Here is a 26,228-nt window from a genome sequence, read left to right as displayed (position 1 = left end):
TCTTGCGTTTCCGACTCTATCAGATCTTTTCTCGATCCGATTTCCTCGGTGCTTTCCAGGTTCCCGCTTCCGCGTTTCCCTTTCCGGCGGTTCCGACTCTATCAGATCCTTTCGGGCCTGATTCCCTGTCAGTTGGGGTTGTCCTCGCGGCCGTTGGGCCGTTCCGACGTCTCCAACCTTAGCGCGGTCCCTCGGCGATTCCAAAATCGAAGCCAGTCGGAGTCGATCAGGTCGTCGAGTCCCAATTCGAATTGAATTCGGGCACGCCGAAATCAACCCCGTTGGGAGCGATCTTGCTAGTGGTTGAGTGCCGCTCGTGCGGCGGAAGTGCTGTCGCAGAACCGTTACGTCTCCGCGGCAACTCGAAGAACTCTACGGACCGGGCAGGGGGCTGTCAAGTGCCCCCTGTCAAGATCTTTTGTGGCGCGTCAGTCCAGGTCGGAGAGGCGGCCGCCGGCGTCCGGCTGGGCGTGTTCCACCCTGCGCAGGAGACGGGTGAGTACCTCGCCCAGCGCGGTGCGCTCCTCCGGGGACAGGTCCTGGAGCAGGTCTTCCTCGAAGACCGACGCCAGGCGCATCGCCTCCAGCCACTTCTCACGCCCCTCGGGTGTCAGCTCCACGATGACTCGTACACGGTTGGACTCGTCTCTCTCACGGGTGACCAGTCCTTCGCCGACCATGCGGTCGATCCGGTGGGTCATGGCGGCCGGGGTCAGGCCGAGGCGCTTGGCGAGGTCGCTGGGGCCCAGTCGGTACGGGGCGCCGGAGAGGACGAGGGCCTTGAGGACCTCCCACTCCGCGTTGCTGATGTCCAGGGCCGCGGTCTGACGGCTGTAGGCGACGTTCATGCGGCGGTTCAGGCGGGACAGGGCCGAGACGATCTGCTCGACCTGGGGGTCGAGGTCCTGGAACTCGCGCTGGTACGCGGCGATCTGTTCTTCGAGGGTCGGCTCGCTGGGGCCGGGGGTGTCGCCCATGGGCGGCAGTATGGCACGACTGCTCTTTGCCTTGAAGTCCTTGGATGTGTACTCTTTAGCTTCGAAGTTTAGTTTCGAAGTCTTCACTCCTAACTTGTGAGAGAGGTGAACGTGACCAGGGCGATGGGCGCAGCGATGCGCCGGATCCACGTGGGCAACGCACTCAGCGCGTTCGGGCTCGGTTTCACGGTCCCTTACCTGTACGTCTATGTGGCGCAGGTGCGGGGGCTGGGAGCCATGACGGCGGGTCTCGTACTCGCCGTCTTCGCTGTGGCCGCGCTGGTCGTGCTGCCGTTCGCCGGGCGGGCCATCGTCCGGCGCGGCCCGCTGCCGGTGCTGCTCGCCGCCCTGGTCACCGCCGCCCTGGGTGCGCTGAGCCTGGGGATGTCGAGCAGTGCGGCCGCCGTGCTGGTGTCGGCTTCCCTGCTGGGGGCCGGGCAGGCCGTGATGCAGCCGGCGCTCGCGACGATGATCGTGGACTGCTCCGGCGCGGAGACGCGGTCGCGTGCCTTCGCCATGCAGTTCTTCCTGCAGAACCTCGGGCTCGGAGTGGGCGGTCTCGTCGGCGGCCATCTGGTCGACACGTCCAGTGCCGCGTCCTTCACTCTGCTCTTCGCGATCGAGGCGGCGATGTTCCTGCTGCTGGTCGTGGTGATGGCGACCGTGCGCATGCCGCACGCTCCCCGGATCGAGGGCGCCCCGGTGGCGTCGGGGCGGGGCAGCTGGAAGCAGCTGCTGGGCAACCGGGCCATGGTGCAGCTGTGTGTGCTGGGCTTCGTGCTGTTCTTCGCCTGCTACGGGCAGTTCGAGTCGGGGCTGAGTGCGTACGGGGTCGAGGCCGCGGGGATATCGACGTCCGCGCTCGGGACCGCGCTCGCCGCCAACACGCTGATGATCGTCGTCGCGCAGTTCGCCGTGCTGCGGTTCGTGGAGCGGCGTCGGCGGTCGCGGGTGATCGCGGCCGTGGGGCTGATCTGGGCGGTGGCGTGGGCCGTCGCCGGATACGCGGGGCTCGGGCACGGCAGCCAGGAGATGGCGACGGCCGCGTTCGTGTCGACGTACGCGCTGTTCGGGCTGGGCGAGGCGATGCTGTCGCCGACCGTGGCCCCGCTGGTCGCCGATCTGGCGCCGGAGGGGATGGCCGGGCAGTACAACTCCGCGTTCGCCCTGGTGAAGCAGCTCGCGCTGGCCGTCGGGCCGGCGGTGGGCGGGCCGCTGGGGGCCTCGCTGCACGCGCCGTACATCGTGGCGTTCCTGGTGTTCTCCCTGGGGATCACGGTTCTCGCCCTGCGGTTGGGGCGGCAGCTGACCGAGGTCCAGGATCATCCGTGGCGGGCGAAGAGCCGGGTCGTGGCGCGGGGCGGGGCTCCCGTGTCCGCCGACGTCTGATCCTGGGGGCTCGCTAGGGCGCCTGCGTGCGCGGCAGGGCGAACTCGCACCACACCGCCTTGCCGCCGCCCGGTGTGCGGCGGCAGCCCCAGTTCGAGGCGATCGTGGCGACGATGGCGATGCCCCGGCCCGACTCGTCGCCCGGTTCCGCGCGGCGGCGTCTGGGGAGGTGGTCGTCGCCGTCGGTGACCTCGATGATCAGGCGGCGGTCGGTGCGGCGCAGGCGCAGCCGCATCGGCGGGGTGCCGTGCTGGAGGGAGTTGGCGACCAGTTCGCTGGTGGCCAGGACGCCCAGATCGTGCAGGTCGGCGGGGAAGCGCCAGCTGGTCAGGACGCCGGAGGCGAAGGCACGCGCGCGTGGGGCCGCTTCCACTCCGCCGAGGAGTTCCAGGGCGGCGTTGCGGAAGAGCTCGCCCTCGGGGCCGGTGCGGGCGGGGTGCTGGAGGACCAGGACGGCCACGTCGTCGTCGTGGTCCGGGGTCACGCCCGCCGAGCGGACCAGGCGGTCGCAGACGACCTGGGGTGTGCCGGTGGCGCCGGCCAGGGCGCGTTCCAGGGCGGCGATGCCCTCGTCCAGGTCGGCGTCGCGGCGCTCCACCAGGCCGTCCGTGTAGAGGACGGCCGTCGAGCCGGGGCTGAGGGGGATCGAGCCGGAGGCGTGCATCCAGCCGCCTGTGCCGAGCGGGGGGCCGGTGGGTTCGTCGGCGCGCAGGACCGTGCCGTTCTCGTCGCGGACGAGGATGGGGAGGTGGCCCGCCGAGGCGTAGACGAGCTTGCCTTCGTTCGGGTCGTGGACGGCGTACGCGCAGGTGGCGATCTGGTTGGCGTCGATCTCGGCCGCCAGGCCGTCGAGGAGCTGGAGGACCTCGTGCGGGGGCAGGTCGAGGCGGGCGTAGGCGCGGACGGCCGTGCGGAGCTGGCCCATGACCGCCGCGGCGCGGACGCCGCGGCCCATGACGTCGCCGATGACCAGGGCCGTGCGGCCGCCGCCGAGGGTGATGACGTCGTACCAGTCGCCGCCGACCGCGGCTTCCGTGCCGCCGGGGTGGTAGGTGGCGGCGATGCGCAGGTCGTCCGGCTGTTCGAGTTCCTGGGGGAGCAGGGAGCGCTGGAGGGTGACGGCCGTCTCGCGTTGGCGGCGTTCGCTGGCGCGCAGGCGTGCGGCGGCTTCGGCGTGGTCGGTGACGTCGGTGGCGAAGACGAGGACGCCGCGGCCGTCGGTGCCGGCCTTGCCGTCGCGTTCCGCGACCGGGGTACAGGTGAAGGTGTAGGAGCGGCCGTCGGGGGCCTTGCGGGACTTCACCGTGCGGGGCTTGCCGCTGCGCAGGACCTGGTCCAGGAGGGGGAACAGGCCCAGCGCGTCCAGTTCGGGGAGGGCCTCGCGGGCGCGTTCGCCCAGGGGGCGTACGCCGAAGGCGGTGGTGTAGGCATCGTTGACGTAGGCGATGCGGTGGTCGGGGCCGTGGACCAGGGCGACGAGGGACGGGACGCGGTCGAGGACCTCGCGCACCCGCAGCTCGTCGACGGCGGGTACGGACTGAGTCTCGTCGGTCAGTTGTTCGGCACGGGCGGCGGGTACGGAGCCTTCCCCCCGCCGGTCCGGGGAGGCCGTCTGCTCGGTCCGCGCTGCGGCGCGGCGCTGCGTTCCGGGGAGCCGGGCGCTCCAGCGCGTGAAGTTCACGAATCCTTGCCTCGTGTAGTCGTCGGCGGCCGGCACCGGAACCGGCCGGGGCCCCGGGGGCCCGCACCGGGACGTGGGGTGGCACGCCCGCGGTGGTGGACCAGTCTGGCAGTGCGCGGACCGGACCAACATCCGTCAGACGCCGGGCCGGCCGGAGGAGTTCCTGGGTCCGGTCAGGACGACCCCTTCGGGTTGTCCGGGGGGTCTTGGGAAGGCTTTCCACCGGCCGCGAGTTCGAACTCGGCCCGGGGGTGTTCGAGTGAACCCAGGGAGACGATCTCCCGTTTGAACAGGCCGGCCAGGGCCCATTCGGCGAGCACGCGCGCCTTGCGGTTGAAGGTGGGCACGCGGCTGAGGTGGTAGGCGCGGTGCATGAACCAGGCGGGGTAGCCCTTGAGCTTGCGTCCGTAGACGTGGGCGACGCCCTTGTGCAGGCCGAGGGAGGCGACCGAGCCGGCGTAGGCGTGTTCGTACGTCTGGAGGGGTTCGCCGCGCAGGGTGTGGACGATGTTGTCGGCGAGGACCTTGGCCTGGCGTACGGCGTGCTGGGCGTTGGGTGCGCACTCGCGGCCCGGCTCGCCGGCGGTCACGTCCGGGACGGCGGCGGCGTCTCCGGCCGCCCACGCGTGCGTGGTGCCCTCGATGGACAGTTCCGGTGTGCAGGTGAGGCGTCCGCGGCCGTTGCGCGGCAGGTCGGTGGCGGCGAGCACCGGGTGGGGTTTCACGCCGGCCGTCCAGACGACCGTGCGGGTCGGAAAGCGGGCGCCGTCGCTGAGGACGGCGACCCGGTCGGCGCAGGATTCCAGGCGGGTTTGCAGGCGGACGTCGATGTTGCGGCGGCGCAGTTCGGTGACGGTGTAGCGGCCCATCTCCTCACCGACCTCGGGCAGGATGCGGTCCGAGGCCTCCACGAGGATCCACTTCATGTCCTCGGGCTGGACGTTGTGGTAGTAGCGCGCGGCGTAGCGGGCCATGTCCTCCAGTTCGCCGAGGGCCTCCACGCCTGCGAAGCCGCCGCCGACGAAGACGAAGGTGAGGGCCGCGTCGCGGATCGCGGGGTCGCGGGTGGAGGAGGCGATGTCCATCTGCTCGATGACGTGGTTGCGCAGGCCGATGGCCTCCTCGACGGTCTTGAAGCCGATGCCGTGGTCGGCGAGGCCGGGGACCGGCAGGGTGCGCGAGACGGAGCCGGGGGCGAGGACGAGTTGGTCGTAGGGGAGCCGCTGCCCGCCGGTGCCCTCCTCCTCGGTGGCGAGGGTGGTGATGGTGGCGGTGCGTTCGGCGTGGTCGACGGCGGTGGCCTCGCCGATGACGATGTGGCACCGGTCGAGGACGCGGCGCAGCGGTACGACGACATGGCGGGGGGAGATGGCGCCGGCGGCGGCCTCGGGGAGGAACGGCTGGTACGTCATGTACGGGTCGGGCGTGACGACCGTGATCTCCACCTCGCCCCGTTGCAGTTCCCGTTTCAGGCGGCGCTGCAGGCGCAGGGCCGTGTACATCCCGACGTAGCCGCCACCGACAACGAGAATGCGCGCACGTTCCTTCACCATCCCATGACGCACCCGCCGCTTGCGTTTGTCCACAGCCTCGACGAATTGTGTGACCGGAGCGGGAGAGGGCGCGGAGTTGGCCGGATTAGCGGGCTGCGGTGAAGAAGCGCAGGTCAGCTGGGGTGGCGTGGGGGGCGCGCGGGGGCACATTCAGGACGTATACGGCCCGTACTCCGATCGGTGGGCGCTCCGTGCGGAACGTGCCCCTTCTGAATTGACTCCCTCTCAACTATGTTCGTGTGTCGACGGGGTGTAGGGGGATGCGCTCACCGGGTCCGCGACGGGCGGGCCCGCGGACCCGAGCCTGTTCCCCAGTCCCGGCATCGAATGGCGGGGAGTGTCTCCGGGGGGAGACGTCATTACCGGGGGAATACTTATGCATGTTCAGGACTCTCATTGGTCGTCCGCATCCGCTCTGGCAGCGGGTGGCGCGACGATGAGCGCGGCGGGGAACGGGCGCGCGGACGGACCGCGGACGACGCCGCTGCGCGTGGACGCACAGCGCAATCTGGAGCACGTGCTGCGCGCGGCGCGCGAGGTCTTCGGCGAGCTGGGGTACGGCGCGCCGATGGAGGACGTGGCGCGGCGCGCGCGGGTCGGTGTGGGCACGGTGTACCGGCGGTTCCCGAGCAAGGACGTCCTGGTGCGGCGGATAGCCGAGGAGGAGACCTCCCGGCTGACCGACCAGGCGCGTGCGGCGCTCGGGCAGGAGGACGAGCCGTGGTCGGCGCTGTCGCGCTTCCTGCGGACGTCGGTGGCCTCCGGCGCCGGGCGGCTGCTGCCGCCCCAGGTGCTGCGGGTCTCGGTCGGTGAGGACGGCTCCGGCGGCGCGCGGGTGCCGCAGCAGCGGACCCAGCCGGGGTCGGCGGAGCTGCGGCTGGTGCCGGAGCAGCCGGTGGCGGTGGCTTCGGTGCCGGCGGTCGCGGCGGAGGACGACGCGGGGGCGTCGGCGCTGCTCGAGGTCGTGGGTCAGCTCGTGGAGCGGGCCCGTGCGGCGGGTGAGCTGCGGGCGGACGTGTCGGTGTCGGACGTCCTGCTGGTGATCGCGACGGCCGCGCCCGCGCTGCCGGACGCGGCACAGCAGGCGGCCGCTTCGGCCCGGCTGCTGGACATCCTGCTGGAGGGACTGCGGTCGCGGCCGGCGTGAGCTTCGGCTTCCGGGCTTCTACGGCGGATCGAGAGGTGGGCTTCCTGGGCCCGGAGTGACTTCCCGGCCCTGGAGCGAAAGGGGAGCCTTCCCCGAATGAGTGGCGGTTAGAGCTGGTGTGCGGCAAGTCCCCACGGATGAGTGATGGTCCGAACTCCGCGGGCCTGACCACCTGCCGCTGTGACAGTCTGACCCGGTGGTCTGGACGGGTTGGGCGGCTGGCGGGGGCTTTCCGCGATGAGCGTTGACGGGCGGGACGAGTCGAGCGGCGGCGGGAGCGGTGACGCCGCGGCCGGCGGCCAGGTCCCGCCGCAGGTGCCGAGCCAGGGCGGTCGCGCGAGCGGCCCCAAGGGCGGCTACCCCGTCGACGGCTCGGTCCCGGCGCAGCGCGCATGGCACGAGGACAGCGTCCTGCCGCCGCCGCGCGAGCTGCCGCCGTCCGACGCCGACCTCATCGACCGGATGCGCTCGGGCGACGACACGGCGTACGAGGAGCTGTACCGGCGCCACGCGCAGGCCGTGCGCCGCTACGCCCGCACCTGCTGCCGTGACGCCCACACCGCGGAGGACCTGACCGCCGAGGTCTTCGCCCGCATGCTCCAGGCGGTGCGCGGCGGCTCCGGCCCCCAGCACGCCGTACGCGCGTACCTGCTGACCTCCGTCCGCCGCGTCGCCGCCTCCTGGACGAGGTCGGCGCGGCGGGAGCAGCTCGTCGACGACTTCGCGGTGTTCGCCACCCAGTCCGCGCGCGGCTCCCACGTGTCCGACGACGACACGCTCGAACTGGGCGCGGACGTACGGGCGATGCACGAGGCCGAGCGGTCCATGGCCATGCGGGCCTTCCGGTCGCTGCCGGAGCGGTGGCAGGCCGTGCTGTGGCACACCGAGGTCGAGGACGAGTCGCCCAGTGAGGTCGCCACGCTCTTCGGGCTGGACGCCAACGGCACGCGTGTGCTCGCCAGCCGGGCCCGTGAGGGCCTCAAGCAGGCCTACCTCCAGGCCCACGTCAGTGACACGCTCACCGGCGACGAGGCGTGCGCGCGCTACGCCGACCAGCTCGGCACGTATGCCCGTGGCCGGCTGCGCACGCGTGCCGAGCGGGGGCTGCGCAAGCACCTGGAGGAGTGCGCGCGGTGCCGGCTGGCCGCGAGCCAGATCGAGGAGGTGGCCGGGGGCATCCCGGCCGTCGTGCCGGTCGCCGTCATCGGCTGGTTCGGTGCCGCCGGGTACGCCAAGGCGGCCGGTCTCATCGCCGGCGGCGCGGGGGCGGCCGGTGCCGCGGGAGCGGCCGCGGCGGCGGGCGGTGGCTCGTCGGGCGGGGCAGCGGCCGCGGGCGGCAGCGGGTCCGGCGGGGCGAGCGGTGGCGCGGGAGGCGGTGGTGCGGCGGCCTCCGAGGGGGTCGGCGCGCCGGTGAAGGCCGGTATCGCGGCCGGTGTGGTCGCCGTCGGCGTCGTGGCCGCGGTGGTCCTGGCCCTGACCGGCAACGAGAAGCCCGAGAAGGAGGCGAGGACCGTCCCTCCCTCCCCGACGTCGCCGGCGGTGCGGCCCGGCGAGCCCACGCCCCCCTCCGAGCGGGAACCCGGGCCACGGCCCCCGGCCATCGTGCCCGTAGGGGCCGAGACGCCCGCGCCGACACCGTCCTCCAGAACCACCCCACCTCCCCCACCGTCCACGGCGCCGACACCGACGCCCACCCGGACGCCGACGCCCCCCGGGCAGCCGAGGCCCCCCGGGCAGCCGAGGCCGACACCGCCTCCGACACCCAAGCCCACGCCCCCACCTACCGAGGCACCACCGCCCCCGGCCGTCTACCAGTTCAGCGAACTGTCGTACGACGTGAGCGGCGACGGCACGCAGCCCGAGATCCGGATCGGCGCGAGCAGCTGGGTCTGGCAGCGGTACGGCATGACGGTCGCGGACCGGCGGTACACGCACGGCGTCACCGTGCGCGGCAGCTCCTCCGTCACCATCGACCTGAACCGCTCCTGCTCCTCGTACGACGCGTTCGTGGGCGTCGACGACATGACCCTGGGCCTCGGCAAGGTGCGCTTCTCCGTCTACGCCGACGGGGCCCGGCTCTGGCGGTCCGGGCTCGTCGAGGGCGGTGACCCGGCCGTCCCCGTCCATGTGAACCTCACCGGCCGCAGCACCGTACGCCTCGTGGTCGAGCCGCACAGCACCCTGGACACCCTGATGACGGCCGACTGGGCGGAGTCGAAGTTCACCTGCGGCTAGCGGTGTACGCGCGCTGTGCCTCGGCCAGCTCGCGCAGCACGTCGTCCGACGTGAGGGCGGTGCCCCGGGCGCGCTCCGCCTCGCACCGGGCGGCGCCCAGGGCGGCGCGGGCCTCGACGTCCGTCCGCTCCGCCTGGGCGCGCTCCGGCATGGGGTGTGGGCGACCGGCCCGCCAGTGGTCGCCGGCGCCGAGCAGCCTGACCGCGCGCGGGAAGTCGCCGAGGTCGGCCAGCAGCGCCGCCCCGCCGTCCGCGACCGTGGCCCGGATCGTGTCCGAGCACCGCTTGTCGACGGCTTCGCGGAGGGCTCCGGCCAGCTTGGGCAGGGCGGTCTCCGGGCCCGACTCGTCCGCCGTGATCACTGCGTCGATCAGCTGCAGCATCACCATGAACTGCGGCGGCGGAGTGCCGCGCTCTGCCGCCGCGCGCGCCGCCTCGCACAGCTCGCGCGCCCGGGCCGTGTGCCCGTCCTCGGACGCCATCTGGGCGCGCAGCAGCAGGACGAACGCCTTGGAGTCCGCCACGCCGTACCGGTCGGCCGCGGCACTCGCCTCGTCCAGCGCCGCCAGCGCGGCCGGGCGGTCGCCCGCCCGGTAGGCGATCTCGGCGAGCCGGGCGATCAGGAACGGCGACTCGGTGTACGCGCCCACCTCGTAGGCGAGCCGCAGCGCCTCCTCGTACTCCCCCTCGGCCTCCTCGAAAGCGCTGCGTGCCATGGCGGCCTCACCGGCCGCGCTGCACACCTGGGCCCGCAGCCAGCGGTCACCGACGCGGCGGCTGAGGACCCGCAGCTCCGCCAGGTCGTCGTCGACGCCGGCCAGGTCGCCCGGCGCGTCGACGACCATGTGGGTGCGGAACATCAGGGCGACGGCGATCTCCCAGTCCCCGCCATGGGCGCGGCAGTTGGCGACGGCCGTGTCCATCACGCCCCGGAGGACGCCCTGGTCGGCCTGGCCGCTCGCGAAGGTGCGGATCATCGGCCAGATGAGTCCCGGGATCCGGGCCGCCTGCGGTCCGCCCTCTCCGAAGAACTCCGACACCCGCTCCACGTACGGCCGCCGCCGGTCCAGGAACTCCTGCAGGGGCCCCGCTTCGGCCAGGAAGAACAGGTGCAGCATGCGCAGATCCATCCGCAGGGCGTGCAGCGGATGCCCCGCCTCCCCGTCCGGCGCGGCGAGGAAATGGTCGACGGGGTCGGGCAGGCCCGGCTCCTCCCCGGACGGCCGGCGAACGCCGCTGTCGAGTGCCGCTCCCAGGCGCAGGGTCCGCTCCAGCCACTCCACGCCCTCCTGCCGGTAGTTGCGCAGCCACCAGAACCAGCCCATGGCCACGGCGAGGGAACCGGCCTCCGCCTCGGCCCCGGCGGTGAGGGCCCGGTCGAGGGCCGCGCGGATGTTGTCCAGCTCTGTCTCCAGGCGGGAGATCCAGGGCAGTTGACCGGCGGAGCGCAGCAGCGGAGCGGCCCGCTCGACCAGCGCGCGCACCCACGCGCGGTGCCGCTGCTCGGCCTCGGCGCGCAGCGACGGGACCTCGGCGGCGCGCTCGACGGCGTACTCGTGAATGGTCTCCAGCAGGCGATAGCGCATGCCGCCCGAGCCGTCCCGCGCGCAGGGGGCCGCCACGACGAGGGACTTGTCGACGAGCGCCCCGAGCAGCTCGGCGGCGGGCCCGCCGCACACCGCCTCGGCCGCGGCGAGGTCCCAGCCGCCCGCGAACACCGACACCTCGCACAGCACGCTGCGCTCGGCCTCGTCGAGCAGGTCCCACGACCAGTCGACGACGGCGCGCAGGGTCTGCTGGCGGGGCAGGACCGTACGGCTCCCGGAGGTGAGGAGGCGGAAGCGGTCGTCGAGCCGGTCGGCGATCTGCCGGGGCGTGAGGAGCCGGAGCCGGGCCGCCGCCAGCTCGATGGCGAGGGGCAGGCCGTCCAGCCGCCGGCAGATCTCCGCGACCGCCTGCTCGTCGCGGAGCACGGCGTCCGCGTCGGGACGGACGGCGGCGGCGCGCTCCGCGAACAGCCGGCGGGCGTGGTCCGGCCGCAGCGGCTCGACCGGCCGCACCACCTCCCCGGGCACGCCCAGGGGTTCCCTGCTGGTGGCGAGGATCGTGAGCCCCGGGCAGCGGGTCAGCAGGGTCTCGGCGAGGTGGGCGGCGGCGCCGATGACATGCTCGCAGTTGTCAAGGATCAGCAGCTGGCTGCGCGGGGCGCAGTACTCCACGAGCAGGGCGACGGGGTCGTCCTGCACGGCCGTGAGCTCGCTGGTCATCAGCACGGTCTCGCGCAGACCGAGCGCGCTGACCACCGCTCCCGGCACCGCCTCCGGCCGGTCGAGCGGGGCGAGCTCGGCCAGCCACGCCTGCGGAAGCCCGACGGCGGCTTCCTCGGCGAGACGGGTCTTTCCAGAGCCGCCCGGTCCGGTGAGGGTGACGAGACGGGCCCTGTGCAGATCGGAACGGATGGCGTCGATCTCGGGTTCCCGGCCGACGAAAGAGGTCAGACGCGGACGGATGTTGCCCGTGCGCTCGGGCGGAGCGGGCGCGGGTCGCCCCTCCCTCGCGTCCGAACCGAGCAGCTCGGCGTGGAGGGCGCGCAGCTCGGGCCCCGGGTCGGCGCCGAGGCCCTCGGCGAGGGCGCGGCGGGCGGACTCGTACGCGGCGAGGGCGTCGGCCTCGCGGCCCGAGTCGCGCAGGGCGCGGATCAGCAGGGCGTGCAGCGGTTCGTCGTACGGGTGGACGACGGTCAGTTCGCGCAGTTCCGGTACGACGTCCTGCGCGCGGCCGAGCCGCAGCCTGGCCTCGGCACGGGCCCGGATCGCCTCCAGCCGGGTCGCCTCCGGGCGGGTGGCGGCGGAGCGGTCGGGCAGGTCGGCGAGGGCGGCACCGCGCCAGAGGGCGAGGGCGGCGTCGAGGTGCCGTTCCGCGCGGGCGGGGTCGTCTGCGGCGAGAGCGTCGGTGCCCTGCCGGACGAGCCGTTCGAAGACGAAGAGGTCGATGTCGTCGTGGGTGGCCGCGAGGCGGTAGCCGCCGGTCTCGGAGGACACGGCGTCCTTGCCGAGGGCTCGGCGGAGTCGGCCGATGAGGGCCTGGAGTGCGGCGGGGGCGTCCTGCGGCGGGTCGTCGGCCCAGATTTCGTCGATCAGGGTCCCGGGTGTCGTGACCCGGGAGGGGCGCAGGGCGAGGGCGGTGAGCAGGGCGCGGAGGCGGGGGCCGCCGAGGGGTACGGCCTTGCCGTGCTCGTCGTGTGCCTCGGTGATGCCCAGGATTCTGTACCGCACGGGGTCATTGTGTCCGGGGTTGGTGTGAGGGCCGGGTTTTTTTGGGGGCCGTTGCCTGGGCCTGTTGAGGGGTGCTCGGTGTTGCTGCTGGGGCCGGGTGGGTCCGCAGCCCGGCGGAACGGGGTGCCTCCCCCAAGCTCTCGGCTTCGCTCGAGCAGGGGCCCCCACCGCCCACCCGTGCCGCCCCAGCGGCACGATGCCCGCGGCTAGGCGGGACGGGCGCACCGCCCGCCCCTACGCACCCGCAGCCGCCGGACGACGCAAGGGGACGTGTCGGGGGGTGTCCGCCCGCAGCGGTTGGCGCGTCAACGCCAGTCAGTCGGTGAGTGGGTCCATCGCGCCGTTCCGAGGACGGACACCCCCCGGCGCGGCCCCGACCCACAACCGGCGAGAGGGCGAAAACGCGCACCCCCACCGAAGCAGCCACGGGCCGCCGCAGGCACCCCGGCTCAACCGCCGGAGGCAGACGCCCCCAACGCCCCCCGCTGCGGCGCGATCCCCGCCGGTACCGCCCGCTGGCGTGCCGGTGTTCCCGTCCAGCACGTGCCGCGGCGGGCCAGCAGGCGGCGGAGCCACAGCTCCAGGGAGACCAGGTCGGCGAGGCCGTCCAGGGGGAGGGGCTCCCCCGCCGCCGCGCCCCGCAGGGCCTTGCGGACCACCCGGGCCTCGACCAGCCCGGCCTCCGCCAGCAGCGGCGTGTCGAAGAGCGTGACCAGCGAGTCCGCCGCCACCCGCAGCCCCGTACGCGCCGCGGCCGCCGCCATCCCCTGGGTCGGCGCGCCCCACCCGGCCGGCAGCTCCCGGACTCCGGCCCCCTCCAGCACCGTCCGCAGGATCGCGGCCCGGGCCCCCGGCCGCACCCGCAACGCCTCGGGCAGCACCCGCGCGGCGCGCACGACCTGGTTGTCGAGGAACGGCGCGTGCAGCCGCTGGAAGCGGATCTCCGCGGCCTGCTCCAACACCCGCAGGTCCGCCGCGTGCCGCGCCAGCGTCGCCCGCGCGCGGAAGTCGCCCGGCCGCTGCCCCGGCCCCACCAGTTCCGACCGGTGCGTCGACGCCTGAAGGCGAACCGATACTTCAGCGAGCGCCTCACCCGTCAGCCAGCGCGCCGCCGGCCCGGGTCTGCCCCAGGTCAGCGCGGCGAGCGAGGCCTCCACCGCCCCGCCGGGCGCGTCGAGGCCGTCGTCCGACCGGTGGTCGAGGAGGCGTTCGGCCAGGGACTCCAGCCCGGCCCGGTACGGCGTACGGGACAGCCGCCGCGCCGCCGCGTACACGCGCGCGGGGACCAGCACCGACCCGTCCGCCTTGGCCAGCGCGGCGACCGGCCGGACCAGATGGCGCCGCTTGCGGTCCATGAGCAGGTCGGCCAGCCGCGCGGGATGGGCGTCCAGGACCTGGCGCGCGCCGTACCCCGTGAAGTGGTCCGCGCTGCCGGACGCCAGCCGCGCCCGGTGCCGGGCCGCCGACACCAGGGACGGCCCGGGCTCGTCGGTCAGCGGACCGTCGAGGTCGGCGTACGGCAGGGTCTCCTCGCCGCCCGCCACGACCACGTGGTGCAGCCGCGGGTTCGCCGCCAGCGCCCCGGCCCGCTCCAGTTCGGCCTCGCGCCCCGCGACGGCGAGGTCGTTGAACGTGACGGCCAGCAGCCGCTCCCCCGCGCCCGTGCCGTGGCCCAGCACGGTGCCCGGCATCCCGGGCAGCCCCGCGGCCAGCAGCGCCAGCGTCCCCGAGGCCGGCCCGCCGGACAGGTCGGCCCCGATCCCCGGCACCGGCATCCCGCGCGCGGCACGCCGCTCGGCGGGTCCCATGCCGGGCACGGGCCCGGGGTCGATGTCCGCTCCGGGGACGTGCCGCGGCGCGGACAGCCGCGTCCGTACGGCCTCCACGAGGGCGTCGCGCACGGCGTCGACCGCGCTGTCGGGATCGGCCGGCGGAGCGGCGACCGCCAGCGAGGCGACGGGCTCGTACCCGGCGACCTCCCGCGCCCCGGCGCGCAGGATGAGGGCATGCCCCGGCGGAATGCGCTTCACGCCGTCGTACGGCGTGGAGTCGTGGAGCGCGGCGGGCACGTCGGGGGCGGCCAGCAGCGCGGCGAGGTGCCCGAAGTCGAGGTTGGCCTCGATGAGGTCGGCCAGCGGCAGCGCGGCCGTCGCGTACGCCGTGCCGCCGGCCCAGGGCGTGTAGAACACCGGCCGCGCGCCCGCGAGATCACCGCAGACGGTGATCCTCCTGCCGACCTGCACGATCGCGGTGTAGCTCCCGGACCAGGCGGTCAGGTGCCGAAGTGCCCCGCCGCGCGCGGCGAACAGGGCGACGCGCAGCTGCTCGTCGGTGGCGCCGCAGATGCCGAGGACGGCGATACGGGTGCGGTCGTCGGCCGCCACGACCCGCACCTCGTCGGGGCGCCAGTCGCCGACGGCCCACAGGGGATCGGGGTCGCCCCACAGGAGTTGGGACCCCACCGGGTGCAGCGTCTCACCGTCGTGCCCGGTGGCCCCCGCCGAACCGGCAGCGACGGCTCCCGCGGCGGTGCTGCTCCATCCCACCAACCACCGCATCGCCGCCTCCACAGGCTGTGGACAACCAGTGCACCGTACGAACCGGTTCACCATGCTGCCATGAAGGAAGCGCTCCAGAGGGTGCCCGCGCCGCTTGCGCTCCGCCGAATGCGCCCCGGCGGAGCCGCTCATGCCTCCGGGACCGCGCCGAACTCCCGTACGACACAAGACGGGACGACCCGAAGAGAGGAAAAGGGGAGGAGCGCGGCCACGGCACCACTACGCGACCATCCGGCCACGAGGCAAGACCCGCCAGCGACATGTCTCCCGTACGACTGCGACGCGAATGCGCCCCCGAAACGCGCCTCCAGCACGCCCGATGCGCCCTCAACTGCCGTGGTCGGAGCCCTGATACCCCGTCAATGACGGGGTCGATTTTCGGCCAATTCGCTGATACGCACGCAGCGTCGAACACTCTCCGTACAGGCTCCGCCCACCACCGCGCGGTCGCGCAGTCCGGGAGACGAGGCGCGCCTCCCGGACCGTTCCGCCGCCCGCGGGGATGGAGGCGGCGGTGTCCCCCAGCCCACTGGATCCAGTACAGCGGGCCGACCCACGCAGGACCATGGAACCGCTCCCGTGGTGGCCGGAGAAGAGCGCACGGACAGGCGCACGGCCACACAGCGGGAGCACGCCGCAACTGGCTGTATCTGAACCGCACTTCAGTACGGACCACAATCCCGCCAACCGGAACAATGCCCCTTAACGCTTGGGATGCGGCGAACTACGCTGGGTTTACGAATGCCGCGTGGTTATGCCAGCACGGCAGCCGTCTGTGTCGAGGGGTGGCGCATGTCCAGGGAGCAACGCGGGCCGAACGAAAAACTCGGCGCCGTTCTCGCCCTCGCGGGAATCAGCAACGCAGGCCTCGCGCGGCGCGTCAACGATCTTGGCGCTCAGCGAGGACTGACGCTTCGCTACGACAAGACGTCGGTGGCGCGCTGGGTGTCGAAGGGCATGGTGCCGCAGGGTGCGGCGCCGCACCTCATCGCCGCCGCCATCGGCCAGAAGCTCGGCCGCCCGGTCCCGCTCCACGAGATCGGCCTGGCGGACGCCGACCCCGCGCCCGAGGTCGGCCTCGCCTTCCCGCGCGACGTCGGCCAGGCGGTGAAGTCCGCGACGGAGCTGTACCGCCTCGACCTCGCGGGCCGCCGCGCCGGTTCCGGCGGCATCTGGCAGTCGCTCGCCGGATCGTTCGCGGTGAGCGCGTACGCGACGCCCGCCTCGCGATGGCTGATAACCCCGGCCGACAGTTCGGTCGCGCGTGACGTGGGCCCCGGTGAGGGCTCCGGCGCACCGCTCAAAGTCGGCCACAGTGATGTGCAGAAGCTGCGGGAGGCCGCCGAGGACGCGCGGCGCTGGGACTCCAAGTACGGCGGCGGCGACTGGCGTTCGTCGATGGTCCCCGAGTGCTTAAGGGTGGAGGCCGCCCCGCTCCTGCTCGGCTCCTACTCGGACGAGGTCGGCCGGGCCCTCTTCGGCGCCTCCGCCGAACTCACCCGGCTCGCCGGCTGGATGGCCTTCGACACGGGCCAGCAGGAAGCGGCCCAGCGCTACTACATCCAGGCCCTGCGCCTGGCCCGCGCGGCGGCGGACGTCCCCCTCGGGGGCTACGTCCTGGCCTCCATGTCCCTCCAGGCCACCTACCGGGGCTTCGGCGACGAGGGCGTGGACCTCGCCCAGGCCGCTCTGGAACGCAACCGCGGCCTGGCGACGGCCCGCACCATGAGCTTCTTCCGCCTCGTCGAGGCCCGGGCACACGCGCGTGCCGGTGACGCCCAGGCGGCCGGGGGTGCCCTGAAGGCCGCCGAGAGCTGGCTGGAGCGGGCCCGCCCCGGCGACAACGACCCGAGCTGGCTCGGCTTCTACTCCTACGACCGTTTCGCCGCCGACGCGGCCGAGTGCTACCGCGACCTGAAGGCACCCCGCCAGGTCCGCCGCTTCACGGAGCAGGCCCTGTCGAAGCCGACGGAGGAGTTCGTCCGCTCGCACGGCCTGCGCCTCGTCGTGTCGGCCGTGGCCGAACTGGAGTCGGGCAACCTGGACGCGGCGTGCGAGCAGGGCGTGCGGGCGGTGGAGGTCGCCGGGCGCATCTCGTCGGCCCGTACGACGGAGTACGTGAAGGACCTCCTCCACCGGCTGGAACCGTACGGGGACGAGCCACGGGTGGTGGAGCTCCGCGAGCGCGCCAGGCCGCTGCTGATGGCTCCCGCCTGAGCATGTACCTGCCTCCTGCCCGTCCGCGCGTTTGAAGGCGCTGTCAGTGGCGCAGTGCACTATCGGTAGTGGGAGGTGGTGCGGGTGCGGACCGCATACGACTGTGACGTGCTGGTGATCGGCGGCGGAATCGTCGGCCTGTCGACGGCGTACGCGATCACACGCGCCGCACCGGGCACACGTGTCACCGTCCTGGAGAAGGAACCGGGCCCGGCCCGGCACCAGACCGGCCGCAACAGCGGCGTCATCCACAGCGGCATCTACTACCGCCCCGGCTCCCTCAAGGCGCGCTACGCCGTGCGGGGCGCCGCCGAGATGGTCAAGTTCTGCGCCGAGTACGGCATCCCGCACGCGGTCACCGGCAAGCTGATCGTCGCGACCGACCGCTCCGAGCTGCCCCGGCTGCACGCGCTCGTGCAGCGCGGCCGGGAGAACGGCATTCCGGTGCGGGAGCTGGGCGCGCCCCAGATCACGGAGTACGAGCCGGAGGTGCGGGGCCTCGCCGCGATACACGTCGGCACGACCGGCATCTGCGACTTCGTCGCGGTCGCACGCCAGCTGGCGCACGGCTCGGGCGCGGAGATCCGGTACGGCACGCGGGTCGTCCGCGTCGACCGCCGCCCCGAGCGGGGGGTCGCGGTGCTCACGGCCGCCGGGGACGTCGTACGCGGGCGGGTCCTGGTGAACTGCGCGGGTCTGCACTGCGACGAGATCGCCCGGCTCACCGGGGACGAGCCGGAGGTGCGGATCGTGCCATTCCGGGGCGAGTACTACGAGCTGGCCCGGCCGGAGCTGGTCCGGGGGCTGGTGTACCCCGTCCCCGATCCGGCGTTCCCCTTCCTCGGGGTGCACCTCACGCGCGGTATCGACGGCGGTGTCCACATCGGTCCCAACGCGGTGCCGGCCCTGGCCCGCGAGGGGTACGGCTGGGGCACGGTCCGCTGGCGGGAGCTCGGGTCGACGCTGACCTGGCCCGGCTCCTGGCACATCGCCCGCCGGCACTGGCGGTACGGGGCGGGCGAGCTGCGCCGCTCCCTGTCCAAGGGGGCGTTCACGGAGGCGGTGCGCAGGCTGCTGCCCGGAGTGTCCGAGGACGACCTGGTGCCGACGGCGGCGGGTGTGCGCGCGCAGGCCGTCCTGCGGGACGGCACGCTGGTGGACGACTTCCTGATCCGCGAGGGCCCACGCACGGTGCATGTGCTGAACGCGCCGTCTCCTGCCGCTACGGCGTCCTTGCCGATCGGCAGGGAGGTGGCACGCAGGGCGTTGAGCGCGTTGTGAGCATGCCGGGTGCTCGGCGTCGGCGCCGGGGCCGGATGGGTCCGCAACCCGGCGGAACGGGCTCCCCCAAGCTCTCGGCTTCGCTCGAGCAGGGGGACCCCCACCGCCCACCCGTGCCGCCCTTAGCGGCACGATTGCCCGCAGCTGAGCCAGAGCGAGCCCGCAGCGGTTGGCGCGTCAACGAACAGCGAGTCGGTATCCAACCCCATCGCGCCGTTCCGAGGACGGACACCCCCCGGCGCGGCCCCGACCCACCACCCGGCGACTAGGCGCTACGCGCACCCCCACCCACCGGCCGTAAAATCGACCTCACTGTGTCTGACTCCGTGAACACCCCTGAAACCCCGCACCAGCCCTCCACCCCCGGTGTCTCCCTCCGGCACACCCGGGCCAAGGGAGAGCCGCGTTTCCCCGACGGGCCGAAGGCCGACCCCGCCGGGTCGCACTTCGAGCGGCGGATCCGGAGTTTCCAGCCCCGGCGGAGCCGGGTCACAGCCGGTCAGGCCGACGCCCTGCAGCGGCTGTGGCCCAAGTGGGGCCTCGACATCGACGGCAGCCGCACCCTCGACCTGCCCGAGCTGTTCGGCAACGACAACCCCGTCGTCCTGGAGATCGGCTTCGGCATGGGCGAGGCCACCGCCCAGATGGCCGCCGCCGACCCCACCACCAACATCCTCGCCGTCGACGTCCACACCCCCGGCCAGGGCAACCTGCTCAATCTCGCCGACCGGAACGGCCTGTCCAACATCCGGGTCGCCAACGGCGACGCGATCATCCTGCTCCGCGAGATGCTCGCCCCGGACTCCCTCGACGGCCTGCGCGTCTACTTCCCCGACCCCTGGCCCAAGAAGCGGCACCACAAGCGCAGGCTCATCCAGCCGGCCTTCCTGACGCTGGCCGCCACCCGCCTCAAGCCCGGCGCCGTCCTGCACTGCGCCACCGACTGGGAACCGTACGCCGAACACATGCTCGACGTCCTCACGGCACACCCCGACTTCGAGAACACCCAGGCGGACGGCGGTTTCGCACCGCGCCCCGACTTCCGGCCCCTGACCCGTTTCGAGGGCCAGGGACTGGACAAGGGACATGTCGTGAACGACCTCCTGTTCCGTCGCGTACAGCACGTGGACCAACCCCCCACCGGCGCCTGACCGCACCCGGCCGTCTCCGCCTGCGGACAGCGCCCCTCCGTCGTTAGGGTCAATGCCGTGGCCACCTGCCCCCCACACCCGTCGTACCCCAGCGGCCCCACCGACGGCGTGCCCACGGTCGGCGCCCCCACCGCCGGCGCCCTGCGGCACGCCCACTGGTGGCAGCGCCCCTGGGTGCGCTACGGCGCGGCGACCACGCTCCTCACGCTCTCCGGCCTCGTCATCCTCGCCCTGGTCCGTGAGGAGACCGGCACGGAGGGGTTCCTGGTGGGGCTCGGGCTGGCCGTCCTCCCGGTGCCCCTGCTGATAGCCGCGTTCCGCTGGCTGGACCGGGTCGAGCCGGGCCCCTGGCGGAACCTGGTGTTCTCCTTCGCCTGGGGCGCCTGCGCGGCGGCGCTGATAGCGATCGTCGCCAACAGCTTCGCGACGAGATGGATAGCGACGGCGACCGCGGACCCGGCCGGCGCGGACACCCTCGGCGCGACCGTCATAGCCCCCGTGGTGGAGGAGTCGGCCAAGGCGGCGGCCGTCTTACTGGTCTTCCTCTTCCGCCGCCGCGACTTCACCGGCATCGTCGACGGAGTCGTCATAGCCGGTGTCACCGCCACCGGCTTCGCGTTCACGGAGAACATCCTCTACCTGGGCACCGCCTTCGGCACCGACCAGCTCGCCGGTCACACCGGCATCGCCTCCGTCACGGCGGCGACCTTCTTCGTGCGCATCGTCATGTCGCCGTTCGCGCACCCGCTCTTCACCGTCCTGACCGGCATCGGCTTCGGCATCGCCGCGCTCTCGGCGGACCGCGGGCCTGTCCGCCGCGTCGGCGTCCCGCTCTCCGGGCTACTGCTCGCGATGGGCATGCACGCGATGTGGAACGGCTCGTCGGCGTTCGGGGAGTACGGCTTCTTCGCCGTCTACGCGGCGTTCATGGTGCCCATTTTCGGGCTGCTGACCTGGCTGGTGATCTGGACGCGGCAGCGGGAGCTCAGGACCGTGCGGGAGGAGCTGCCCGCGTACGCCGTGGCCGGGTGGCTGACCCCGGCGGAGCCGTACGCGCTCGGCTCGATGCGGGCCCGGCGGATCGCCCGCCAGTACGCCCGCCGGCACGCCGGGAAGGCCGCGGCGCGGGAGGTGACGCGGTACGAGGCGTACGCGACGTCCCTGGCGTTCCTGCGGCACCGGGCCCGCCGCGGCCGGGCCGGCGCCGACTTCGTCGTCCGGGAGCGGGAACTCCTCGACGAACTGTGGCGGCGCCGGGAGACGGCCCGCCCCGCGCTGGATCACGCGGCCCGGATCACGGCCCCGCCGGTCCCGGTGGCGGCCCCGCCCTGGCCGGTGTACGGGGCGTACGGCTACGGCCACCAGCCGACGCCGTACCCCGCGTACAACCCCTACCGCTCCTAGAGCCCGACGACCCGCCCCAGGCCCCGCAGCCCGACGACCCGCCTCAGGCGGAAGCCTCCGTGAGTCGTTCCACCTCCGCGTCCGAGAGCGTCAGCTCGCCCACTCCCAGCAGCGCGGGCAGCTGCTCCACCGTCCGCGCGGAGGCGATCGGAGCCGCCACCGTCGGCTGCGCGGCGAGCCAGGCCAGAGCCACCGTGGCCACGGGGACGTCATGCGCCCCGGCGACCTCGTCCAGGGCGTCGAGCACCCGCCGCCCCCGCTCGGTCTCCAGGTGCTTGGCCGCGCCCCCCGCCCGCGCGCTGTCGACGGTCGTACCGGGCCGGTACTTGCCCGTGAGGAAGCCGGACGCGAGCGCGTAATACGGGACGGCCGCGAGCCCGGTCCGCTCGGCGAGGTCCTGGAGCTCGCCCTCGTAGGTGTCGCGGGAGACCAGGTTGTAGTGGGGCTGGAGGGCCACATACCGGGCGAGCCCCTCGCGGTCGGAGAACTCCAGGGACGCCCGCAGCCGCTCCGCCGAGATGTTGGAGGCGGCGATGTGCCGCACCTTCCCGGCCTTCACGAGTTCGTCGAGGGCGCCGATGATCTCGTCCACCGGCACGTCGGGCCGGTCGTAGTGCGTGTAGTAGAGGTCGATGTAGTCGGTGCCGAGGCGGCGCAGGGAGGCGTCGGCGGCGGCCTTGATGTTGGCGGCGGACAGGCCCTGGAACTCGGGGTGCTGGCTGACCTTCGTGGCGACGACGACATCCGCGCGGTTGCCGCGCGCCCGGAGCCACTTGCCGAGGACGGTCTCGGACTCACCGCCCTGGTTGCCCTCGGCCCAGGCCGAGTAGACGTCGGCGGTGTCGACGAAGTTGCCGCCGGCGGCCGTGTAGGCGTCGAGGACGGCGAACGACTGGTCCTCGTCGGCGGTCCAGCCGAAGACGTTGCCGCCGAGGGCGAGCGGGAAGACCTCGAGGTCGGAGGAGCCGAGTTTGCGCAGAGAAGTCATGCTCCGTGTCAACGCCCGTGCGGAAGCCGCTCATTCCACGGCGGACGCAAAGCTCCCGTAAACGCGGACGCGAAGCTCCCCAGAAGGCGGACGCGCAGCCCCCGTGAACACCGGGCGGACACCTCGCGCGCCCCACCCGCCGGCACCGCCGCCCGCCGGAAACCGGCAGCCCTGACGTCGGGGGGTCGTCATCAAGGCCGCCGGTGCTCAGGAGAAGCGGAAACCACCGGTGTTCGAGGGGCGGTCGCCCGTCAGGGGGTGAGCCCCTTGCCGCGCAGCCAGGCCAGCGGGTCGATCCCGCTGCTGGATCCGCCGGAGTGGACCTCGAGGTGGAGGTGGGCGCCGGTGACGTTGCCGGTGGCGCCCACGCGGCCGATGACGTCGCCCGTGTTGACCTTCTGGCCGACGCTGACGCCGATGGAGGACTGGTGCGCGTACCAGATCTCCGTGCCGTCATCGAGGGTGAGGACGGTCTTGTAGCCGTACGACCCGTTCCAGCCGGCCTCGGTGATGGTGCCGCTGTGCACCGCCTTGATGGGGGTACCCGTGGGCGCGGCGAAGTCCAGGCCGGTGTGGTAGCCGGAGGACCAGTAGGCGCCGGCCTGGCCGAAGGTCGAGGTGATGGTGTACGAGGAGGTGGGCAGCGTGTACTGCTTGGCGAGGGCGGCGAGCCGCTCGGCCTCGGCCTTCTTCCGGGCCTCCTCCTCCGCCTTGCGCTTGGCCTCGGCGGCCTTGGCCTTGGCCTCCTCCTCCGCCTTGGCGGCGGCTTCCTTGGCGGCCTTCTCGGCGGCGGCCGCGGCTTCCTCGGCGGCCTTGGTCTCGATCTGGTCCTGCTGGTGCTCGACCTGGGCCATGATCCGGGCGCGCAGCGCCTCACCGGCGCCGGCGCCGCCCTGCTCGGTGTCCGCCGTGGCGGTGCCGAGGCTGCTGAGCGGAGTCGCGGAGCCCTGGGGGGTGTCGTCGTCCGAGATGAGGGAACCCACCGAGGGAAGGTCCGGCACGGAGATCGACACCGGCGGCTTGCCGGTCTGGGCGCTGGCCATGCCGCCGGCGCCCACGGCGGCTATGACGCCGACGCCCAGGACGGTGGAGCTGCGGGCGAGTCCTCCGCCGCGCTGCTTGGTGACGCGATGCCGGCCGCGGACGGGACGGATGGACTCCGCGGTGGGGTTCCACTCCTGGAACGGGCCCTCGTCGGGGCGCTGACCGCCGTAGCCGAAGGTTTCGGTGTCGCGCTGGTTCTGCGCGAACGGGGCCGCGGGGGCAGGCCGGTTGGACGCCACGTGGGCGTACTCCTTTCCTTCCTTCTCGCCTACCGGGTTAGCTGACGGGTTCGGAGCAGGAAGGTCTCCTACGCGCGTATACCAACCGTGCTTCCACGGCGATATTCGCCCGATTCACCCCAAGTGGTGGTTCCCCGGTTCCCTTTCGGGATTCGGCGCGTGCGCACGGAGCCGCCTTCTGTGACGGCTGGGACGACCGCGCTGCGTTATCGAACGTTAATGGAGGCGCGGTGTGTATTCCAGCGATTCCGCTTGATCATTAACCTTTTTCGCGCGGACTTACCTGTCACGACCGGCCCAAATCGGGCGAGTTGGCCGCCTCGCAAGTGACTACTGAGTTCTGACGGTGTGTCAGTTGTTATGCGGAGTGACGTGGTTCGCTCACCGACAGTGAGGGAGGTTTCGGGAAATGCACCGAGGGCCGGAACCCTTTCGGATTCCGGCCCTCGGCCTTCAGTAGCGGGGACAGGATTTGAACCTGCGACCTCTGGGTTATGAGCCCAGCGAGCTACCGAGCTGCTCCACCCCGCGTCGTTGTGACACCAGTGTACGCCATCCGCGGGACAGCTCGCGCACACCCGCTGCTCAGCCGCCCGGGCGGCCCGCGTGGGTGAGGGTCTCCCAGGCGGTGAACAGGCCGTCGGTGCCGGCCGGCCGGGTCCGTACGGCCGGCTTGCGGGCGGCCGGGACGGACGCGCCGAGGCGGCCCTCCAAGTGGTTGAGGGCGACCTCCAGATGGGGCCCGAGGTTCCGCTCGACACGGCCGCCGCACAGCCACGCGGGTGCGCGTGCGCCCAGCTCGTGCCGGGCGTGCAGGGCGAGCGCGGCCGTCAGCCGGTCCTTGACCTCGCCGTAGAGGTCGACGCCCTGGTGCCAGGCCGTCTCGGCGATGTGGGCGGTGGCGGCGAGGGAGACGCCGACGTGCCGGAAGGAGCGGCAGGTCTCCTGGGCGACGCCGTCCCGGTACGTGGCCTGCCCGGGCCAGTACGCCGTCATCCGCCGCGGCGTGGCGACGCCGGAGCCCGGCACGGTCAGCGGCGCGGGTCCGTCCTGCTCCAGGTGGAAGTAGGCAGGCACGCGCTCCCGGAAGCGCTCCAGTGCGTGGCCGAAGGCCCGGTGGTCGTCGAGGAAGACGGCGATGGTGATGACCGCGTCGGTCGCCACCAGGTCCCAGGACCCGGTGAAGTCCGGGTCCGTCGCGGCGACTTCGGGGAGATGGGCGGTGCGCAGCATGCCCTCGAAGCGCTGGACCCGAGCGGCGGGCCAGCGCCCGCCGCGCGTGTGCCGGACGATCTCCCCGGCCCGGGCCCAGACCGACCCGGTCCAGTCGGCCTGCACCACGGCGTTCGCCCCGGTGTGCCGGCGCGGCGTGCCCGACCAGGCGTCCATGATCTGCCGGGCCTTCTCGGCGTGCTGCCGCCGGCCGGTGACGCTGAAGAGGAGGGCCTGCGTGTAGGCGGCCAGGGCGTCCGCGCGCTCCTCCGCGCAGCCGCGTCCCTCCGGGTCACCGTCCGGGCGGACGACGGTCCCGTACGGCTTCGCCCGGTGCCGGTACGAGCCGTATCTGCTGTCCCGCATGTCGAGGTACGCCTTCAGCCAGGGCTGCCTCCCGGCGGTGACGTGCTCCCGCACGGCGTCCAGCTGGGCCCTGTCGACGAGGACGCCGGGTGGGTGAAGGGGGCGTCGGCGGGCAGGGCCGGGCCCATGGTGCGGGCGTCCGGACCGGCGGACCCGCAGGAGGAGACGAGGAGGGCGAGCGCGGTGAGCAGAGGCACGAGCAGGAACGCCGCCGAAGGTCGTCTCCCCATCGCGCGCATGCCCACTGCCTCCGCTCTGTCGTAAGGGCTTTGAGGCAGCGTGACCCGGAGGCGGCACGGGCGCAGGATCTGTGGGGCCGATCGGCCCGCACTCAGGGCGACAGGTGGCGGTTCGGGGCCTTGGCCCGCTCCTCGTGCTCGGGCAGGACGACGACCTGCACTCCCCCCGCGGCGAGGACACCGCTGCCGTCGGCCGCGGCCACGAATGTGTCCGGCTCCCGCCAGGCCGTGACGACCCGCCGTACGCCCGCGTCGAGGATCAGCCGGGCGCAGGGTGCGGGACGGGAGGCGCGGCGGGCGCACGGCTCCAGGCTGCTGTAGACCGTCGCGCCGGGGAGCCGCGGGTCGGCCGGGTCGATCTTGGCCAGGGCCGCCTCCTCGGCGTGCACGACCGGGTCGCCGCCCTCGCGCGAGTGACCGCGGGCCAGTTCGGTGCCGTCGGCCGCGACCACCACCGCGCCCACGCTGAACGCCGTGTCCGAGGGCGGGCACTGCTCCGCCAGTGCGCAGGCGCGGGCCAGCCAGTGGTGGTCGGCGGCGACCGGGAGGGGGCCGGTGCCCGGGGCGGTCGGTTCGTAGCGCATCAGGACGACGTCCTCGATCCGCCGGGTCTCCAGCAGCCGGAGCCGGCCGGGCTGGTAGCCGCCGGGACCGAAGAGGCGGGGCGCATTGGGGTCGCCCACGAAGAGCGGGGCGAGGACCAGCTGGAGTTCGTCGGCGAGGCCCTGGGTGAGGAGCTGGGTGTGGATCAGGCCGCCGCCCTCGACCATGAGCCGCCGTACGCCCCGCACGTCGTGCAGATGGGTGAGGAGCCGCCGCCAGTCGAGGCCGGGGCCGAGGGCCACGACGTCGGTGGCGAGGCCGAGGGCGCGGGCGCGCTCGGCGCCCTGGTCGGTGGTGTAGAGGACCTTCTCGCCGCCGGTGTGCCAGAAGCGGGCGTCCGGGTCGAGCTCGCCCGTGCCGCTGACGGTGACCTTGAGGGGGTACTCCGGCAGACCGGCGGCGGTGCGGGCGGCGCGCCGCTCCACGGAGTTGACCAGGAGCCGCGGGTTGTCGGCGCGGATCGTCCCGGCGCCGACCAGGATCGCGTCGACGGACGCCCGCACCTCGTCGACCCGGTCGAAGTCGGCCGGGCTGGACAGGAGCAGGCGTTCGGGTCCGGTGTCGTCCAGGTAGCCGTCGAGGGAGACGGCGGCGGACAGCAGGACGTACGGGTGGGGCATCGACGCTCCGCGGCTGGTCGGGACGGCGGACTGGGCAGGGCTTGGTTCAA

17 protein-coding genes, 1 tRNA gene and 1 riboswitch are annotated in these 26,228 nt (G+C 73.3%); of the genes, 7 read left to right on the top strand and 11 right to left on the bottom strand.

Translation table 11 applies throughout. The features are described 5' to 3' along the window. Positions 1-428: 428 nt before the first annotated feature. Complete coding sequence (locus ACSUPV_RS21630) at positions 429-977, bottom strand: MarR family winged helix-turn-helix transcriptional regulator (protein WP_031121488.1); 549 nt, start codon at positions 975-977, stop codon at positions 429-431. Positions 978-1,100: 123 nt separating this feature from the next. Here ACSUPV_RS21630 and ACSUPV_RS21625 point away from each other — a divergent pair, with 123 nt between their 5' ends. Next, the gene (locus tag ACSUPV_RS21625) at positions 1,101-2,366 is read left to right on the top strand and encodes an MFS transporter (protein ID WP_436949924.1); all 1,266 of its coding nucleotides are present in this window, start codon (positions 1,101-1,103) and stop codon (positions 2,364-2,366) included. 13 nt (positions 2,367-2,379) lie between these two features. On the opposite strand, the gene ACSUPV_RS21620 is transcribed toward ACSUPV_RS21625, so the two are convergent. Next, positions 2,380-4,047: an ATP-binding SpoIIE family protein phosphatase gene (locus tag ACSUPV_RS21620; RefSeq protein ID WP_382618272.1), complete on the bottom strand. Its 1,668-nt coding sequence runs from the start codon at positions 4,045-4,047 to the stop codon at positions 2,380-2,382. A 173-nt stretch (positions 4,048-4,220) separates the two neighbouring features. Further along, the gene (locus tag ACSUPV_RS21615) at positions 4,221-5,600 is read right to left on the bottom strand and encodes an NAD(P)/FAD-dependent oxidoreductase (RefSeq protein ID WP_031121491.1); all 1,380 of its coding nucleotides are present in this window, start codon (positions 5,598-5,600) and stop codon (positions 4,221-4,223) included. Positions 5,601-5,976: 376 nt separating this feature from the next. Here ACSUPV_RS21615 and ACSUPV_RS21610 point away from each other — a divergent pair, with 376 nt between their 5' ends. Both ACSUPV_RS21610 and ACSUPV_RS21605 read left to right on the top strand, forming a co-directional pair. After that, positions 5,977-6,747, top strand: coding sequence for a TetR/AcrR family transcriptional regulator (locus ACSUPV_RS21610; RefSeq protein ID WP_037763351.1), 771 nt, complete (start codon positions 5,977-5,979; stop codon positions 6,745-6,747). A 237-nt stretch (positions 6,748-6,984) separates the two neighbouring features. Then, the gene (locus ACSUPV_RS21605) at positions 6,985-8,982 is read left to right on the top strand and encodes a sigma-70 family RNA polymerase sigma factor (protein ID WP_436948234.1); all 1,998 of its coding nucleotides are present in this window, start codon (positions 6,985-6,987) and stop codon (positions 8,980-8,982) included. Here the strand turns inward: ACSUPV_RS21605 and ACSUPV_RS21600 are convergent. After that, the gene (locus tag ACSUPV_RS21600) at positions 8,969-12,256 is read right to left on the bottom strand and encodes a BTAD domain-containing putative transcriptional regulator (RefSeq protein ID WP_436948232.1); all 3,288 of its coding nucleotides are present in this window, start codon (positions 12,254-12,256) and stop codon (positions 8,969-8,971) included. The two genes, ACSUPV_RS21605 and ACSUPV_RS21600, sit on opposite strands and share 14 nt — an antisense overlap. Positions 12,257-12,705: 449 nt before the next feature. Then, positions 12,706-14,814 carry an asparagine synthase-related protein gene (locus tag ACSUPV_RS21595; RefSeq protein WP_037766833.1) on the bottom strand — a complete coding sequence of 703 codons (2,109 nt, stop codon included), beginning with the start codon at positions 14,812-14,814 and terminating at the stop codon, positions 12,706-12,708. Between the two features lie 792 nt (positions 14,815-15,606). Between ACSUPV_RS21595 and ACSUPV_RS21590 the strand changes: the two genes are divergently transcribed. The 4 genes from ACSUPV_RS21590 to ACSUPV_RS21575 all read left to right on the top strand — a co-directional run bounded on the left by ACSUPV_RS21590 (position 15,607) and on the right by ACSUPV_RS21575 (position 20,867). Continuing rightward, positions 15,607-17,031 (top strand): hypothetical protein, encoded by a 1,425-nt coding sequence (locus ACSUPV_RS21590; RefSeq protein WP_010044958.1) that lies wholly within the window; start codon positions 15,607-15,609, stop codon positions 17,029-17,031. A 75-nt stretch (positions 17,032-17,106) separates the two neighbouring features. Continuing rightward, positions 17,107-18,312 (top strand): L-2-hydroxyglutarate oxidase, encoded by a 1,206-nt coding sequence (lhgO, locus tag ACSUPV_RS21585; RefSeq protein WP_436948230.1) that lies wholly within the window; start codon positions 17,107-17,109, stop codon positions 18,310-18,312. A 314-nt stretch (positions 18,313-18,626) separates the two neighbouring features. Beyond that, a complete protein-coding gene (trmB, locus tag ACSUPV_RS21580; RefSeq protein WP_436948228.1) occupies positions 18,627-19,463 on the top strand; it encodes a tRNA (guanosine(46)-N7)-methyltransferase TrmB in 837 nt (278 codons plus the stop codon). 57 nt (positions 19,464-19,520) lie between these two features. Then, a complete protein-coding gene (locus tag ACSUPV_RS21575; RefSeq protein ID WP_436948227.1) occupies positions 19,521-20,867 on the top strand; it encodes a PrsW family intramembrane metalloprotease in 1,347 nt (448 codons plus the stop codon). A gap of 43 nt (positions 20,868-20,910) precedes the next feature. Here the strand turns inward: ACSUPV_RS21575 and ACSUPV_RS21570 are convergent, their stop codons facing one another. The 6 genes from ACSUPV_RS21570 to ACSUPV_RS21545 form a co-directional block, all read right to left on the bottom strand. Next, complete coding sequence (locus ACSUPV_RS21570) at positions 20,911-21,855, bottom strand: aldo/keto reductase (protein WP_436948225.1); 945 nt, start codon at positions 21,853-21,855, stop codon at positions 20,911-20,913. A 251-nt stretch (positions 21,856-22,106) separates the two neighbouring features. After that, positions 22,107-23,138, bottom strand: a complete 1,032-nt coding sequence (locus ACSUPV_RS21565; RefSeq protein WP_031121507.1) for a M23 family metallopeptidase — start codon at positions 23,136-23,138, stop codon at positions 22,107-22,109. An 11-nt stretch (positions 23,139-23,149) separates the two neighbouring features. Further along, positions 23,150-23,306, bottom strand: a riboswitch (cyclic di-AMP (ydaO/yuaA leader). A gap of 289 nt (positions 23,307-23,595) precedes the next feature. Further along, positions 23,596-23,669 (bottom strand) — tRNA-Met (locus tag ACSUPV_RS21560). A gap of 54 nt (positions 23,670-23,723) precedes the next feature. Further along, a complete protein-coding gene (locus tag ACSUPV_RS21555) occupies positions 23,724-24,770 on the bottom strand; it encodes an alginate lyase family protein (protein WP_436948223.1) in 1,047 nt (348 codons plus the stop codon). Then, positions 24,731-24,946: a hypothetical protein gene (locus tag ACSUPV_RS21550; protein ID WP_436948221.1), complete on the bottom strand. Its 216-nt coding sequence runs from the start codon at positions 24,944-24,946 to the stop codon at positions 24,731-24,733. The genes ACSUPV_RS21555 and ACSUPV_RS21550 overlap by 40 nt, the downstream gene beginning before the upstream one ends. Positions 24,947-25,047: 101 nt before the next feature. Beyond that, positions 25,048-26,178, bottom strand: coding sequence for a dihydrofolate reductase family protein (locus ACSUPV_RS21545; RefSeq protein ID WP_037766825.1), 1,131 nt, complete (start codon positions 26,176-26,178; stop codon positions 25,048-25,050). Positions 26,179-26,228 lie beyond the last annotated feature (50 nt).

This window comes from Streptomyces sp. SudanB52_2052 (assembly GCF_964272415.1).
In the GTDB taxonomy this organism is placed as follows: Bacteria; Actinomycetota; Actinomycetes; order Streptomycetales; family Streptomycetaceae; genus Streptomyces; species Streptomyces olindensis.
The sequence above is the reverse complement of the archived record's forward strand: the minus strand, read 5'-3'. Positions and strand labels throughout refer to the sequence as shown.

Coding starts and splice junctions, on each gene's coding strand:
- ACSUPV_RS21630 (WP_031121488.1), bottom strand. CDS start 977: ATGGGCGACACCCCCGGCCCCAGCGAGCCGACCCTCGAAGAACAGATC.
- ACSUPV_RS21625 (WP_436949924.1), top strand. CDS start 1,101: ATGGGCGCAGCGATGCGCCGGATCCACGTGGGCAACGCACTCAGCGCG.
- ACSUPV_RS21615 (WP_031121491.1), bottom strand. CDS start 5,600: ATGGTGAAGGAACGTGCGCGCATTCTCGTTGTCGGTGGCGGCTACGTC.
- ACSUPV_RS21610 (WP_037763351.1), top strand. CDS start 5,977: ATGCATGTTCAGGACTCTCATTGGTCGTCCGCATCCGCTCTGGCAGCG.
- ACSUPV_RS21605 (WP_436948234.1), top strand. CDS start 6,985: ATGAGCGTTGACGGGCGGGACGAGTCGAGCGGCGGCGGGAGCGGTGAC.
- ACSUPV_RS21595 (WP_037766833.1), bottom strand. CDS start 14,814: ATGCGGTGGTTGGTGGGATGGAGCAGCACCGCCGCGGGAGCCGTCGCT.
- ACSUPV_RS21590 (WP_010044958.1), top strand. CDS start 15,607: ATGTCCAGGGAGCAACGCGGGCCGAACGAAAAACTCGGCGCCGTTCTC.
- ACSUPV_RS21570 (WP_436948225.1), bottom strand. CDS start 21,855: ATGACTTCTCTGCGCAAACTCGGCTCCTCCGACCTCGAGGTCTTCCCG.
- ACSUPV_RS21550 (WP_436948221.1), bottom strand. CDS start 24,946: ATGGGGAGACGACCTTCGGCGGCGTTCCTGCTCGTGCCTCTGCTCACC.
- ACSUPV_RS21545 (WP_037766825.1), bottom strand. CDS start 26,178: ATGCCCCACCCGTACGTCCTGCTGTCCGCCGCCGTCTCCCTCGACGGC.